Source organism: Micromonospora sicca, from assembly GCF_003172935.1.
GTDB lineage: Bacteria > Actinomycetota > Actinomycetes > Mycobacteriales > Micromonosporaceae > Micromonospora > Micromonospora sicca.
Genome location: NZ_QGKS01000396.1, coordinates 1 through 14623 on the forward strand (window position 1 = coordinate 1; position 14623 = coordinate 14623).

Consider the following 14623-nt stretch of genomic DNA (forward strand, 5'->3'; position numbering starts at 1 on the left):
GTGTACCGGGGTGGCCTGACGCTCGCGCCCGTCGGCCGAGGGTCGCCAGGCCCGTGCCGAGCAGGGCCAGGCCGAGCAGTCCGACGGGCGCGAGCGTCAGGCCACCCCGGTACACGCTCACCACCGCGATCACCAGTGCGAGGCTGCCGAGGAGGGTCACCCCGGCCCCGAGAACCAGCCGCGTCGTCATGGCCGCACGGTAGGACGTCGGGGCAAGCCTCGGGCCGCCGGCGTGGCGCACTCGAGGATCGCGCAAAGTTACCGACGGGTACCTGTGTTCAGCGTCGCGTCTGGGGGAGGGAGACGTGACGACCGGCGCCACCAGGGGGCAGGATGGCGCTAGAGACCTATCCCACACACAACCGAGGGAACGCCTGTGGCTACGGAACGCAAGCGCCCGGTGATCACCGCTGGTCTGCCGAGCCAGCTTCCGGACATCGACCCTGAAGAGACCGGCGAATGGGTCGAGTCACTCGACGGTGTCATCGACGAGCGCGGAACCAAGCGCGCCCGGTACGTCATGCTGCGCCTGCTGGAGCGGGCCCGCGAGCGCCAGGTCGGGGTGCCGTCCCTGACCACCACCGACTACATCAACTCCATCCCGCCGGAGCGCGAGCCGTGGTTCCCGGGTGACGAGCACATCGAACGACGGATCCGGGCCTACATCCGGTGGAACGCCGCCATGCTGGTGCACCGGGCGCAGCGGCCCGAGATCAGCGTCGGCGGGCACATCTCCACCTTCGCCAGCTCGGCGTCGCTCTACGAGGTGGGCTTCAACCACTTCTTCCGGGGCAAGGACCACCCGGGCGGCGGCGACCACATCTTCTACCAGGGGCACGCCTCCCCCGGCATGTACGCGCGCGCCTACATGGAGGGGCGGCTCAGCGAGGACCAGCTCGACGGGTTCCGGCAGGAGCTGTCGCACCCGGGCGGCGGCCTGCCGTCGTACCCGCACCCGCGGCTGATGCCGGACTTCTGGGAGTTCCCCACCGTCTCCATGGGCCTCGGGCCGATCAACGCGATCTACCAGGCCCGGTTCAACCGCTACCTGCAGCACCGCGGCATCAAGGACACCTCCCAGCAGCACGTCTGGGCGTTCCTCGGCGACGGTGAGATGGACGAGGTCGAGTCGCTGGGCGCGATCGGGGTGGCCGCCCGCGAGGAGTTGGACAACCTCACCTTCGTGATCAACTGCAACCTGCAGCGCCTGGACGGCCCGGTCCGCGGCAACGGCAAGGTCATGCAGGAGCTGGAGGCGTTCTTCCGGGGCGCCGGCTGGAACGTGATCAAGGTGGTCTGGGGCCGGGAGTGGGACCCGCTGCTCGCGGCGGACACCGACGGCGCGCTGGTCAACCTGATGAACACCACGCCCGACGGTGACTACCAGACCTACAAGGCGGAGTCCGGGGCGTACGTCCGGGAGCACTTCTTCGGCCGCGACCCGCGGACCCGCAAGATGGTCGAGGGCCTGACCGACGACGAGATCTGGAACCTCAAGCGGGGTGGCCATGACTACCGCAAGCTCTACGCGGCCTACAAGGCGGCGATGGAGCACACCGGTCAGCCGACGGTGATCCTGGCCAAGACGATCAAGGGCTGGACGCTGGGCTCGCACTTCGAGGCCCGCAACGCCACCCACCAGATGAAGAAGCTGACGCTGGAGGACCTGAAGCTCTTCCGCGACCGGCTCTACCTGGACATCCCAGACAAGCAGCTGGAGGAGAACCCCTACCTCCCGCCGTACTACAACCCGGGCGAGAAGTCCGACGAGATCCAGTACCTCAAGGAGCGGCGCCAGCAGCTCGGCGGGTACCTGCCGTCCCGGCGGACCACCGGCAAGCGGCTGCAGATCCCCGGCCCCGAGCGGTTCTCCGATGTCAAGCGCGGCTCGGGCAAGCAGAAGGTGGCCACCACGATGGCCTTCGTCCGCCTGCTCAAGGACGTGATGAAGGACAAGGAGTTCGGCAAGCGCTGGGTGCCGATCATCCCGGACGAGGCCCGTACCTTCGGCATGGACTCGCTCTTCCCGACGGCGAAGATCTACTCGCTGCACGGCCAGCGGTACACCTCGGTGGACCGGGAGCTGTTCCTGTCGTACAAGGAGGCCACCGACGGTCAGATCCTGCACGAGGGGATCAACGAGGCCGGTTCGGTGGCGTCCTTCACCGCGGCCGGATCGTCGTACGCCACCCACGGCGAGCCGATGATCCCGATGTACATCTTCTATTCGATGTTCGGGTTCCAGCGCACCGGCGACGGACTCTGGGCGGCCGCCGACCAGATGGCCCGCGGCTTCCTGCTCGGCGCCACCGCCGGGCGGACCACGCTGAACGGTGAGGGCCTGCAACACGAGGACGGCCACTCGCTGCTGCTCGCCGCCACCAACCCGGCGGTGGTCGCGTACGACCCGGCGTTCGCGTTCGAGATCGCGCACATCATGGAGAACGGCCTGCACCGGATGTACGGGGAGGCGCAGGAGAACGTCTTCTACTACCTGACGGTCTACAACGAACCGATCTTCCAGCCCGCCGAGCCGGCGGGCGTGGACGTCGAGGGCATCCTCAAGGGCATCTACCGCTACTCCCCCGCCCCGAAGGTGGACGGGGACGCGCCGAAGGCGAACATCCTGGCCTCCGGCACCGGCATGCAGTGGGCGCTCAGGGCGCAGCAACTGCTCGCCGAGGACTGGGGCGTGTCCGCCGACGTCTGGTCGGTGACCTCCTGGACGGAGCTGCGCCGGGACGCGGTGGAGTGCGAGGAGCACAACCTGCTCAACCCGGGCGGCGAGCAGCGGGTCCCGTACGTCCAGCGGAAGCTGGCCGACGCCGACGGGCCGAAGGTCGCGGTCAGCGACTGGATGCGCGCGGTGCCGGACCTGATCGCCCGCTGGGTGCCCGGCGACTACACCTCGCTCGGCACCGACGGCTTCGGCATGTCGGACACCCGGCACGCGCTGCGCCGGCACTTCCACGTCGACGCCGAGTCGGTGGCGGTCGCCACGCTGCGGCAGCTCGCGCTCCGCGGCGCGGTGCCGGCCAACGTGCCGGCCGAGGCCGCCAAGAAGTACGCGCTCGACGACATCACCGCCGCCCCGGTCGGCGAGACCGGCGGCGACAGCTAGGTCGTACGCGAGAGGGGCCCGGCGCGATCCCGCGCCGGGCCCTTCGTCATGTCGCCGGCCCTCGGAATGCGGCAGGTCGGGCCTTCCTGGGCGGGGACGCCACGACGTACCGCAACCCGGGCAGGGTGTCGGCGGCGGAGTCGACGATGGTCCGGCGTCCCTGGCGGGGACGCCGGACCATCGCCATCGCGGGCGGTGCCGGGACGGGCCCGTCAGCCGACGGCGGCCAGGTCGGTCAGTCGGGCCAGCGAGTCCTCCAGGTCGGCGCCGACCCGACGCAGGCCGAGCCGGAGCAGGGCGGCCTTCACCGGCCCGGCGGGCCACCGTACGACGATGAGCCGCACGATCGTCCCGCCCTCCTCCTCGTCCGGGGTCAGCTGTACGTAGATCTCGGTGCGCGCCTCGGCCCGGGCGCCCGCGCCCTTGGCCCGCTCGCGCCACCCGATCAGGGTCGGCTCCTGGTAGGCGATCACCTCGGCCTCGTGCGCCGCGCCGCGCCCGGCCTGGACCAGCTGTCGCCGGCCGAAGCCCTCCCCCGAGAGGACCTCCGCCGCGCGAACCCCCGCCAGCCAGGCCGGCAACTGCTCGGCCCGCTGCACGACGTCCCAGACCGCTTCCACCGGCGCCATCACGTGCGCACTGCGTTCCACGAGGATCATTTCTGTCTTTCCCCCACTAAGGACACATCCGCGATATTCCGACTGTATGCGGTAATTCGGACTTAAACGGACGGGTTCGGAAAAGACACGCCGAAAACCCTTGCGCCGCCAGCGCTCCCCGGCCTATGGCGCATCAGCGGCTCGCGCCCTAGAGTCCCGAGCACGCTTCGCGTTTCTGGAGGGCGAATGACGACCGCGCCGATGCCGGAGTTCCCCGCCGGGTTCCGCTGGGGGGTGTCCACCTCCGCCTACCAGATCGAGGGCGCGGTCGGTGCCGACGGCCGTGGACCATCCATCTGGGACACCTTCGCCCACTCCCCCGGACGGATCGCCGACGGCAGCACCGGCGACGTGGCCTGCGACCACTACCACCGGTACCGCGAGGACGTCGGGCTGCTGGCCGGGCTCGGGGTGTCCGCGTACCGGTTCTCGATCGCCTGGCCCCGGGTGCAGCCCACCGGGGCCGGCGCGGCCACGCCCGCCGGGCTGGACTTCTACGAACGGCTGGTGGACGAACTGCTCGGCCACGGGGTCGATCCGGTCGCCACCCTCTTCCACTGGGACCTGCCGCAGGCCCTGGAGGACGCCGGCGGCTGGCTCAACCGGGACACCGCCGCCCGCTTCGCCGAGTACGCCGACCTGGTCGCCGCCCGCCTCGGCGACCGGGTGAAGCTCTGGATCACCCTCAACGAGCCGTTCATCCACATGAGCCTCGGACACGGCATGGGCGTGCACGCCCCGGGCCGGATGCTGCTCTTCGACGCCTTCCCGGTGGCCCACCACCAACTGCTCGGGCACGGCCTCGCGGTGTCGGCGCTGCGGGCGCGCAGCGGCAGCCCGGTGGCGATCGCGAACAACTACTCGCCGGTACGGGTGGCCGGCGACACCGACGCCGACCGGGCCGCCGGGGCGGCGTACGACGCGCTGCACAACCGGCTCTTCACCGACCCGCTGCTCGGTCTCGGCTACCCGGACGGGCCGGGCTTCGACGAGGGCGTGGTCCGCGCCGGGGACCTCGACGTGATCGCCGCCCCGCTCGACGTGCTCGGGGTGAACTACTACAACCCGACCGGGATCCGGGCGGCCGAGCCGGACTCGCCCCTGCCGTTCGAGATCGTCCCGCTGGAGGGGTACCCGCGGACCGCCTTCGACTGGCCGGTGGCCCCCGACGGGCTGCGCGACCTGCTCGTCGACCTGCGGGACCGGTACGGGGCCGCGCTGCCGCCGATGCAGGTCACCGAGAGCGGCTGCGCGTACGACGACGTGCCGGACGCCGACGGCCGGGTCGACGACCCCGACCGGATCGCGTACCTGGACGGGCACCTGCACGCCGTGCGGGCCGCCATCGACGAGGGCGTCGACGTGACCGGGTACTTCGTCTGGTCGCTGCTGGACAACTGGGAGTGGGCCGAGGGCTTCACCAAGCGGTTCGGCCTGGTGCACGTCGACTACGCCACCCAGCGGCGTACCCCGAAGTCCTCGTATGCCTGGTTGCGCGACCGGGTGATCAAGCCGTGACCACGGTGAACCCGACGCCGACCTCGCTGCCGGCGGCGCTCGCCGAACCCACCGTGCCGGTCCGGCGGAGCTGGATCGCGCTGATCTTCGCGGCCAACCTGGGCGTCTGGATGGCCTTCTTCACCCCCATCCAGGTGCTGCTGCCGCAGCAGGTCGAGCGGATCGCGCCGGGCGACAAGGAGGCCATGCTGGCGGTCGTCACCGGGCTGGGCGCGCTCGCGGCGGTGCTGGCCAACCCGCTCGCCGGGGCGCTGTCCGACCGCACGGTGATCCGGGTGGCCGGCCGGCACCTCGGCCGGCGGCACGTCTGGACCGCCTCCGGCGCCGTGCTCGGCGCGCTCGCGCTGGTGCTGCTGGCCCGCCAGGACACCATCGCCGGGGTGGCGCTCGGCTGGGTCGCCGCGCAGGTCTGCTTCAACGCGATGCTGGCCAGCCTGACCGCCGCCATCCCGGACCGGGTGCCGGTCGCCCAGCGCGGGGGCGTCTCCGGCTGGGTGGGCATCCCGCAGGCGCTCGGCCTGGTGGTCGGGGCGGTGCTGGTCACCGCGCTGATCACCGGCAACGCCGCCGGGTACGCCGCCATCGCGGTGGCGATGCTGCTGCTGTCGCTGCCGTTCGCGCTGCTCACCGCCGACGACCCGCTGCCCCGGGAGCACCGGTCGGCGCTGCGGCTGCGCGGGCTGCTCGCCTCGATGTGGATCAGCCCGCGCCGGCACCCCGACTTCGCCTGGGCCTGGTTCACCCGGTTCCTGGTCCAGACCGGCAACGCGCTGGGCACCCTCTACCTGCTCTACTTCCTCACCGACGGGGTGCGGGTGGCCGACCCCGAGGGCGGCCTGCTGGTGCTGATCCTGCTCTACACCCTCGGCATGATGCTCACCGCCGTGGTCGCCGGCCGGCTGTCGGACCGCTCCGGCCGGCGCAAGGTCTTCGTGATCACCTCCGGTGTGATCATGGCGGTGGCGGCGCTGCTGCTCGCCGTGGCGCCGGTCTGGCCGATGGCGGTGGCCGCCGCGCTGCTGCTCGGCGCCGGCTACGGCGTCTACCTGGCGGTGGACGCGGCGCTGATCACCCAGGTGCTGCCGGCGGCCACCGACCGGGCCAAGGACCTCGGCGTGATCAACATCGCGAACTCGGCGCCGCAGGTGCTCGGGCCGGCCCTCTCCGCCCCGATCGTGGTGCACCTGGGCGGATACCCCACGCTGTACGCGGTCACCGCGGTGGTCACTCTGCTCGGCAGCGCACTGGTGCTCAAGATCCGTTCGGTGCCCTGACCCGGCCCCCTGGCGGAAAGCGGTCGCGGCCGGCCGTAGGCTGGGGGACGTGACGGTACGTGTACGCTTCGCCCCTTCCCCGACCGGTATGTTCCACGTCGGCGGCGCCCGCTCGGCCCTGCAGAACTGGATCTACGCCAAGCAGCAGGGCGGGGTGTTCGTGCTCCGCATCGAGGACACCGACGCGGCCCGTAACAAGCCCGAGTGGACCGAGGGCATCCTGTCTGCGCTGGACTGGATCGGCATCGAGCGGGGCAGCTACGAGGGCCCCTACTTCCAGTCGTCGTACGCCGGCGAGCACCGCGCCGCCGCCCAGCGGCTCTTCGACGCCGGCCGGGCGTACTACTGCGACTGCACCCGCGAGGACGTGCAGGCCCGCACCGGCTCCCAGTACCAGGGCTACGACGGCTTCCACCGCGACAAGGGGCTCGGCCCGGGCGAGGGGCGGGCGCTGCGCTTCCGGACGCCCGACGAGGGCGAGACCGTGGTGGTCGACCTGATCCGCGGCGAGCCGACCTTCGAGAACAAGAACATCGAGGACTTCGTCATCGCCCGGGCCGACGGCTCCGCGGTCTTCCTGCTGGCCAACGTGGTCGACGACATGACCATGGGGATCACCCACGTGATCCGGGCCGAGGAGCACCTGCCCAACACGCCGAAGCAGCAGCTGCTCTGGGACGCCCTCGGGGTCAAGCCGCCCATCTGGGCGCACGTGCCCGTGGTGGTCAACGAGAAGCGGCAGAAGCTGTCCAAGCGGCGCGACAAGGTCGCCCTGGAGGCGTACCGGGACGAGGGCTACCTCGCCGGCGCGATGCGCAACTACCTGATGCTGCTCGGCTGGGCGCCGTCGGGCGACCGGGAGATCGTGCCGTGGTCGGTGATCGAGGACGAGTTCCGGCTGGAGGAGGTGAACCCCTCCCCCGCGTTCTTCGACGAGAAGAAGCTGCGCGCCTTCAACGGCGACTACATCCGGGCGCTGCCGGTGGAGGAGTTCATCGCCGCCTGCCAGCCGTGGCTGACTGGCACCGGCACCATCGCCCCGCCGCCGTGGCAGCCGGAGGAGTTCGACCCGGCCGCGTTCGCCGCGGTGGCGCCGCTGGCCCAGACCCGGATCGCGGTGCTCAGCGAGATCGTGCCGAACGTCGACTTCCTCTTCCTGGCCGACCCGCTGATCGACGAGGCGGCCTGGGCGAAGGCGATGAAGGAGGGCGCGGCCGACCTGCTGGACGCCGCGATCGCCGCCTTCGACGCGCTGGAGCCCTGGGACGCGGAGTCGCTAAAGTCCACCCTGGAGGCGGTCGGCGTGGAGCGCGGCCTGAAGCTGGGCAAGGCGCAGGCGCCGGTCCGGGTCGCGGTCACCGGCCGCACCGTGGGGCTGCCGCTCTTCGAGTCCCTGGAGGTGCTCGGTCGCGAGCGCGCCCTGACCCGGCTGCGCGCCGCCCGGGTCCGCCTGGTCTGACGTCCCGTCGCGCAGGGCCCGCCGGTCATCCGGCGGGCCCTGCGTCGTACGCGCGGCGGCGGTCAGCGGCGCGTCGTGCGGCGGCGGAGCAGGAGGCCGCCGCCGAGCAGGAGGAGCACCACGACGGCGGCGAGCAGCCAGAACCAGCCCGCGCCCCGCTCCTCGGAGCTCTCTCCGGTCGGCGCCGGGCTCACCGGGGAACCGCTCGCCGGGGCGGTCGGCGAGGTGGTCGGCCCCGTCGCCCCGGCGCCGGCCGACGGGGCGGCGGACGGCGGCGCGGTGGCCGACGGCGGCGCGGCCGGCGTGCCGGTGGTGAGGGAGAACCGGATCTCGCCCGTCACCGGATGTCCGTCAACCGACCCGACCCGGTAGTCGACGATGTAGAGGCCGGCCGCCCCCGCCTTGAACGGCACGCTCACCCGGTTGCCGCTGAACGTCGGCACGCCGCCCGTCGCCGGCACGTTGCCCGGCCCGGTGACTGTGATCTTCGTCGTACCGGGGGCCGGGGTGGCGAGGAACCGGAGCTCGATCCGCTTCGGCGCGGCCGCCAGCCGCGCCCCGTTCCGCGGGTCGCTGCCGGTCAACGAGTTGTGCGCGGCCGCCGGGGTGGCCGGCAACGCCACCGACACACCGACCGCCACGCCGAGAACCGCTAGCCGGGTACGCGCCACGCGTGCCACGCTGCCCCCCATGAACCCCTCCGCAAAGGTACGATCCGCCCGCTGATCAACGGCTACTCGTTGGTCGGTCCCAGATCGCAGATAGTTCCAATTACTCTTCCAGCAGCTGCAACCGAGCGACGTTCTGCGGAGTCTTTGAGGTGGGGACCCGGTCTGTGGGCATGACCACCATCGTCGGCCGACCAACGTGTCACCTGCAGCGGAAGCCACCCATCGAACGGGGCGAGGAGGCGGCGATGGTCCGGAAGGTGAGGCGGCTGCTGGCCGCGGTGACCGGCGCGCTGATAGTGGCGGCCTGCTCGCTGGCCCTCGCCGGCACGGCCCAGGCGGCGGGGGCCAAGCCGCCACCCGCCGGAGTGGACATCACCGGCGACCGGCTCGGCCAGCCGCTGCGGCTGCGCGCCGACACCCGACCCACCGAGGTCGTCGCCGTCATCGACCAGGTGAGCTGGCTCGGCCGTACCGGCCAGCAGCGCGGGCCGGAGGCGAAGAACCTCGGTCCTAAGTACACGCTCGTGGTCCTCGCCGGGGACGTGCCCAAGCAGACGTACGACCTCTACCCGCTGGCCGAGGGCGGCCCCCGGGTCTACCGGCCGGCCAAGCAGCCCGACCGGAGCAAGACCCGGGCCGGCTGGTTCTTCGGCCGGCTCAACATGTCGGAGACGCTGCGCACCGTCGGCGTGCCGCTGGAGCGGCAGTTCGACACGGTCAGCGGCGGCGTGGGCGGCGGCGAGCGGGTCATCCCGGAGGAGGCGCTGAACCCCGTGCAGGACATCGACGACGCGATGGGCCAGCTCCAGCGGCTGTTGCTGCTCAACGTCGGCGTGGTGCTGGTCATCACCACCGGCCTCGCCGGCATCTCGCTGCTGATCCGGCGCCGCACCCGCTGAGCGGATCACCGCCGGCGCCCGGCGGGCGGCCCCGGCTCAGACCTCCAGCACCACCTTGCCCCGGACGTGCCCCGCCTCGACCAGCCGCTGCGCCTCGGCAGCCTCGGCGAGCGGGAACGTCCGGGCCACGTGCACGGCGAGCCGGCCGGCGTCGACCAGCCCGGCCAGCACGCTCAGGTCCGAGGTGGACGGCTTGACGAAGAGGTAGCTGCCGCCGAGGCGGGTCACGTGCTCCGGGTCGGCGGTGGAGATCAGCCGGGCGGGCCGGTTCAGCAGCTCGGCGGAGACGTCCAGCGCCTCCCCGCCGAAGAGGTCCAGCGCCACGTCCACCCCGTCGGGCGCGACGGCACGGACCCGGTCCAGCAACCCGTCGCCGTACGCCACCGGCTCGGCGCCCAGCGACCGGACGAAGTCGTGGTTGGCCTCGCCCGCGGTGCCGATCACCCTGTCGGCGCCCAGCGCCCGGGCCAGCTGCACGGCCAGATGCCCCACCCCGCCCGACGCGCCGTGCACCAGCACGGTGTCCCCGGCGCCGGTCCGGGCCAGCTGCAACGCCTGGTACGCGGTCAACCCGGCCAGCGGCAGCCCACCCGCCTCGGCCCAGGACGCCCGCACCGGTTTGTCGGCCAGCGTCCGTTCCGGGGCGGGCACCAGTTCGGCGTACGTGCCGTACTGGACGTCGTCGCGCCGGACGTACCCGACGACCTCGTCCCCGACGGCGAAGCCGGCCACCGCCGGGCCGACGGCGGCCACCACGCCGGCCGCGTCCCAGCCGGGCACCAGCGGGAAGTGCATCGGCATGGCGCCGGCCAGGTGGCCCTCGCGGACCTTCCAGTCGACCGGGTTGACCCCGGCGGCCCGCACCCGCACCAACACGGTGTCCGGGCCGACCGGCGGCTCCGGCAGATCCCGCAGGGCGAGCTGGTCGGCGGAGCCGTGCGCATCGATCGCGATCGCCTTCACCCTGCTCACGCTACTAAACCGCAGCGGGACGGCCGCGGGGTCAGCACCAACGGTGCGGCGGCCGTTCCCGGCGGAGCGTCCGGTTGCGGGGCCGGACGGCGCCGTGCCGGTGCGCCCCGGCCCAGCCGGCCAGGTCGCTGCGGCAGCCCTGGGCGGGCGCCGGCTCGGGCGGGTCCAGCTCGTCCGGCTCGGGCCCGCGCTGGCGGGGAGCGGGCGGGTCGTCGTCGACGCGGTCGGTCCCGCGCCCGGCGGTCGGCTCCCCCTGGTGCGGCACGCCGCTGAGCCGGCGGGGATGCTTGGCGGACGGCACCTGCTCGTGGTGGCCCGGCCGGCAGGGCTCGCCCTGGGCGCAGCCGTGCTCGGCCTCCCCGTGCCCCATCCCGGTCTCCTCACGTTCGCCATCGCCCGTCGGGCAGGTCGCCCCGACGCGCCCTGACACCGTACTGGCCGGGGCGGACGACGTGTGCGCCGCGTACCGGATCGGCGGACGGCGGAGATCATCAGGTCGGCCCGGGCCGCCGGACGGCCCGGCGGACGGGCCCCTCGGTGTGGAGTCCCTGCTCAGGGCGTGTCAGGCTGAAGCGGTGAGCGAGCCGGGCGGTAGCGACCTGTCGGCCACGCTGCGCCGGATCGAACGGGCGGCGGGGGCCCTGGCCACCGCCAGCGTGGCCCGGATGGACGAGAGCCTGCCCTGGTTCCGGGAACTTCCGGCGGACCAGCGCTCCTGGGTCATGCTGGTCGCCCAGGCGGGCGCCCGGTCGCTGGTGCAGTGGCTGCAGTCCGGCGGCGGCACCGCGGACAGCACCCAGGAGGTCTCCGACGAGGTCTTCGCCACCGCCCCGCAGGCGCTGGCCCGCTCGATCAGCCTCCAGCAGACCGTGGCGCTGATCAAGGTCACCATCGACGTGGTCGAGGAGCAGGTGTCGCACCTGGCCGCGAAGGGCGAGGAGCAGCAGCTGCGCGAGGCGGTGCTGCGCTTCTCCCGGGAGATCGCCTTCGCCGCCGCCCGGGTGTACGCCCGCGCCGCCGAGTCGCGCGGCTCCTGGGACGCCCGGTTGCAGGCCCTGCTGGTGGACGCCCTGCTGCGCGGCGACTCGCCGGACGTACTGGCCAGCCGGGCGGCCGCGCTGGGCTGGACGGACGCGCCACCGGTGGCGGTGGCGGTGGGCCGCTCCCCCGGCGGCGAGGTGGCCGCCGTGCTGCACACCGTCTACCGGCAGGCCCGACGGATCGGGGTGGAGGTGATCGGCGGCGTGCACGGCGACCGGCTGGTCATCGTGCTCGGCGGGGCGGCCGACCCGCTGGGCGCGACGGAGAAGCTGCTCACGGCGTTCGGCGACGGGCCGGTGGTGGTCGGTCCGGCCGTACCCAGCCTGGACGAGGCGACGGACTCCGCGCGGGCCGCGCTGGCCGGGTTCCGGGCGGCCCCGGCCTGGCCGACCGCGCCGCGCCCGGTGCCGGCCGCCGACCTGCTGCCCGAGCGGGCCCTGGCCGGCGACGCGGAGGCCCGCCGCCGGCTCCGGCACGACGTGTACGCCACCCTGGTCCGGGCCGGTGGCGAGCTGCTCGAGACGCTGGACGCGTTCTTCGCGGCCGGGGGCACGCTGGAGAGTGCCGCCCGGGCGCTCTTCGTGCACCCGAACACCGTGCGCTACCGGCTGAAGCGGATCGCGGAGGTGACGGGCTTCTCGCCGCTGGCGCCCCGCGACGCGTTCGCCCTCCAGGTGGCGCTGACGGTGGGTCGGCTGGACCCGGTCGTCCCGGGGGTCGCACCCGTCCCGACCCAGACAATGACCCCAGCCGTGAGGAAAACATCACAGGCCGGTGATGATCACCGCCGATTTTTGTAGGAAACCGCCAAAGGTTCTAGTGCGGTTTGGTGTCCCTCGCTACAGCGCGACCCACGAGTATCCGTCAGAGTCATAAGCGTGCTCGCCGTACTCTCACCCGGCCAGGGTTCCCAGAAACCCGGCTTCCTGACTCCCTGGCTCGACCTGACCGGCTCCGAGGCGCGGCTGCGCTGGTGGTCCGCGCTGGCCGGCGTCGACCTGGTCAACCTCGGCACGAAGGCCGACGCCGACGAGATCAGGGACACCGCCCGCACCCAGCCGCTGCTGGTCGCGGCCGCGCTGCTCGCCGCCGAGCACCTGCCGATGTACGACGTCGCGGTGACCGCCGGGCACAGCGTCGGTGAGCTGGGCGCCGCCGCCCTCGCCGGGGTGCTGCCCGCCGAGGCGGCGATCACCCTCGCCGGCGTCCGCGGCCGGGAGATGGCCGCCGCCTGCGCGCTGGAGCCCACCGGGATGGCCGCCGTGCTCGGCGGCGACCCGGACGAGGTGCTCGCCGCGACCGAGGCGCACGGGCTGCACCCGGCCAACCGCAACGGCGCCGGCCAGATCGTCGCCGCGGGCGCGGTGGCCGGGCTGGACAAGCTGGCCGCCGAGCCACCGGCGAAGACCCGGGTGATCCGGCTCCAGGTGGCCGGCGCCTTCCACACGCCGTACATGGCCCCGGCCGAGGCCGCGCTGGCCGATGTCGCCGCCGGGATCACCCCGGCCGACCCCGCCCGGATCCTGCTGTCCAACCTCGACGGCTCGGCGGTCAACCACGGCCGGGAGATGGTGCAGCGGCTGGTCCGGCAGGTGACCGCGCCGGTGCGCTGGGACCTGTGCATGCGCAACCTGGCCGACCTCGGTGTCACCGGGGTGATCGAGCTGCCCCCCGCCGGCACCCTGGCCGGCCTGGTCAAGCGGGAACTGAAGGCCACCGGCGTGCCCGAGATCGTCACCCTGAACACCCCCGACGACCTGCCCGCCGCGCGGGACCTGATCGCCCGGCACAGCGGCCTGGGCGGCCATGAGCCGGTGATCCAGTTCCGGGTGGTGGTCTCCCCCGCCGCCGGCACCTTCGAGCCGCTCGCCGAGCTGGCCGAGGGCGCGGACCTGCGCACCGGCCAGGTCATCGGTCACGTGGCCACCCGGCAGGGGCCGGTCGAGGTGACCGCGCACGACAGCGGGCTGCTCACCGAGTGGCTCGCTCACCACGACGACCCGGTCGCCCCGGGCCAGCCGCTCGCCCGCATCGGAGGACAGCACTAATGGCAGGCAGTCGGATCGTCTCGATGGGCCACTACCAGCCGTCGCGGGTGGTGACCAACGACGACCTCGCCCAGCTCGTGGACACCAACGACGAGTGGATCCGGGACCGGGTCGGGATCGTCACCCGGCGGATCGCCGGCGACGAGACGGTGGCCGACATGGCCACCGCCGCCGCCGGCAAGGCGCTGGCCAACTCCGGCCTCACCGCCGCCGACATCGACCTCGTCGTGGTGGCCACCTGCACCTCGGTCGACCGCAGCCCGAACGTGGCCTGCCGGGTCGCCGCCAAGCTGGGCATCACCGCCCCGGCCGCGTACGACATCAACACCGCCTGCTCCGGCTTCGCGTACGCCCTCGGCACCGTCGACCACGCGATCCGGGCCGGGGCGGCGCGCAACGCCATCGTCATCGGCGCGGAGAAGCTCTCCGACTTCACCGACTGGACCGACCGCTCCACCTGCATCATCTTCGGCGACGGCGCCGGCGCGGCCGTGGTGACCGCCGCCGCCGAGGGTGAGCCGGCCGGGGTGGGCCCGGTGGTCTGGGGCTCGGTGCCGGAGAAGAGCGACGCGGTCCGGATCGAGGGCTGGCGCCCGTACATCGCGCAGGAGGGGCAGGCGGTCTTCCGCTGGGCCACCACCGCGCTGGCGCCGCTGGCGCTGCAGGCCTGCGAGAAGGCCGGGGTGGCGCCCTCGGAGCTGGCCGCGTTCGTGCCGCACCAGGCCAACGGCCGGATCATCGACGGCATCGCCAAGCGGCTGAACATCCCGGACGCGATCATCGCCAAGGACATCGTCGAGTCCGGCAACACCTCGGCGGCGAGCGTGCCGCTGGCCCTGTCCAAGCTGGTCGAGCGGCGGGAGGTGCCCGCGGGCGCCCCGGTGCTGCTGTTCGGCTTCGGCGGCGGCCTGACCTACGCCGGTCAGGTCGTCCGCTGCCCCTGAAGACCCCCTCGGGCGCC

The 14623-nt window shown here is 73.1% G+C and carries 13 protein-coding genes; 8 read left to right on the forward strand and 5 right to left on the reverse strand.

Features of this window, described 5'->3' with window-relative positions; all coding sequences use genetic code 11:
- Positions 1–190: hypothetical protein (locus DKT69_RS30880; protein ID WP_201749948.1), on the reverse strand; the 190-nt coding region annotated here is incomplete at its 3' end.
- A gap of 186 nt (positions 191–376) precedes the next feature.
- Between DKT69_RS30880 and aceE the strand changes: the two genes are divergently transcribed.
- Complete coding sequence (aceE, locus tag DKT69_RS30885) at positions 377–3121, forward strand: pyruvate dehydrogenase (acetyl-transferring), homodimeric type (RefSeq protein ID WP_109804962.1); 2745 nt, start codon at positions 377–379, stop codon at positions 3119–3121.
- 212 nt (positions 3122–3333) lie between these two features.
- On the opposite strand, the gene DKT69_RS30890 is transcribed toward aceE, so the two are convergent.
- Entirely contained in the window at positions 3334–3780 is a 447-nt protein-coding gene (locus DKT69_RS30890) for an SRPBCC family protein (protein ID WP_089013161.1), read from the reverse strand.
- A gap of 186 nt (positions 3781–3966) precedes the next feature.
- Between DKT69_RS30890 and DKT69_RS30895 the strand changes: the two genes are divergently transcribed.
- Genes DKT69_RS30895 through gltX form a run of 3 tightly spaced genes read left to right on the forward strand, consistent with a single transcriptional unit; the run spans position 3967 to position 8031 of the window.
- On the forward strand, positions 3967–5298 hold the full coding sequence (locus tag DKT69_RS30895; RefSeq protein ID WP_109804963.1) for a GH1 family beta-glucosidase: 1332 nt from the start codon (positions 3967–3969) through the stop codon (positions 5296–5298).
- Entirely contained in the window at positions 5295–6572 is a 1278-nt protein-coding gene (locus tag DKT69_RS30900; protein WP_109804964.1) for an MFS transporter, read from the forward strand. The genes DKT69_RS30895 and DKT69_RS30900 overlap by 4 nt, the downstream gene beginning before the upstream one ends.
- A gap of 49 nt (positions 6573–6621) precedes the next feature.
- On the forward strand, positions 6622–8031 hold the full coding sequence (gltX, locus tag DKT69_RS30905; RefSeq protein ID WP_109804965.1) for a glutamate--tRNA ligase: 1410 nt from the start codon (positions 6622–6624) through the stop codon (positions 8029–8031).
- 62 nt (positions 8032–8093) lie between these two features.
- On the opposite strand, the gene DKT69_RS30910 is transcribed toward gltX, so the two are convergent.
- Positions 8094–8723, reverse strand: a complete 630-nt coding sequence (locus DKT69_RS30910) for a copper resistance CopC family protein (protein WP_109804966.1) — start codon at positions 8721–8723, stop codon at positions 8094–8096.
- A 224-nt stretch (positions 8724–8947) separates the two neighbouring features.
- On the opposite strand from DKT69_RS30910, the gene DKT69_RS30915 reads away from it, so the two are divergent.
- Positions 8948–9601 carry a hypothetical protein gene (locus DKT69_RS30915; protein ID WP_109804986.1) on the forward strand — a complete coding sequence of 218 codons (654 nt, stop codon included), beginning with the start codon at positions 8948–8950 and terminating at the stop codon, positions 9599–9601.
- 36 nt (positions 9602–9637) lie between these two features.
- Here the strand turns inward: DKT69_RS30915 and DKT69_RS30920 are convergent, their stop codons facing one another.
- Positions 9638–10564, reverse strand: coding sequence for an NADP-dependent oxidoreductase (locus DKT69_RS30920; protein ID WP_109804967.1), 927 nt, complete (start codon positions 10562–10564; stop codon positions 9638–9640).
- Positions 10565–10604: 40 nt separating this feature from the next.
- Positions 10605–10943: a hypothetical protein gene (locus tag DKT69_RS30925; protein ID WP_109804968.1), complete on the reverse strand. Its 339-nt coding sequence runs from the start codon at positions 10941–10943 to the stop codon at positions 10605–10607.
- Positions 10944–11148: 205 nt separating this feature from the next.
- Here DKT69_RS30925 and DKT69_RS30930 point away from each other — a divergent pair, with 205 nt between their 5' ends.
- The 3 genes from DKT69_RS30930 to DKT69_RS30940 all read left to right on the forward strand — a co-directional run bounded on the left by DKT69_RS30930 (position 11149) and on the right by DKT69_RS30940 (position 14606).
- Entirely contained in the window at positions 11149–12414 is a 1266-nt protein-coding gene (locus DKT69_RS30930) for a PucR family transcriptional regulator (RefSeq protein ID WP_109804969.1), read from the forward strand.
- 78 nt (positions 12415–12492) lie between these two features.
- Complete coding sequence (locus DKT69_RS30935) at positions 12493–13662, forward strand: acyltransferase domain-containing protein (protein ID WP_109804970.1); 1170 nt, start codon at positions 12493–12495, stop codon at positions 13660–13662.
- Entirely contained in the window at positions 13662–14606 is a 945-nt protein-coding gene (locus DKT69_RS30940; protein ID WP_109804971.1) for a beta-ketoacyl-ACP synthase III, read from the forward strand. Before DKT69_RS30935 ends, DKT69_RS30940 begins: the two co-directional genes overlap by 1 nt.
- The last annotated feature ends 17 nt before the right edge of the window (positions 14607–14623 follow it).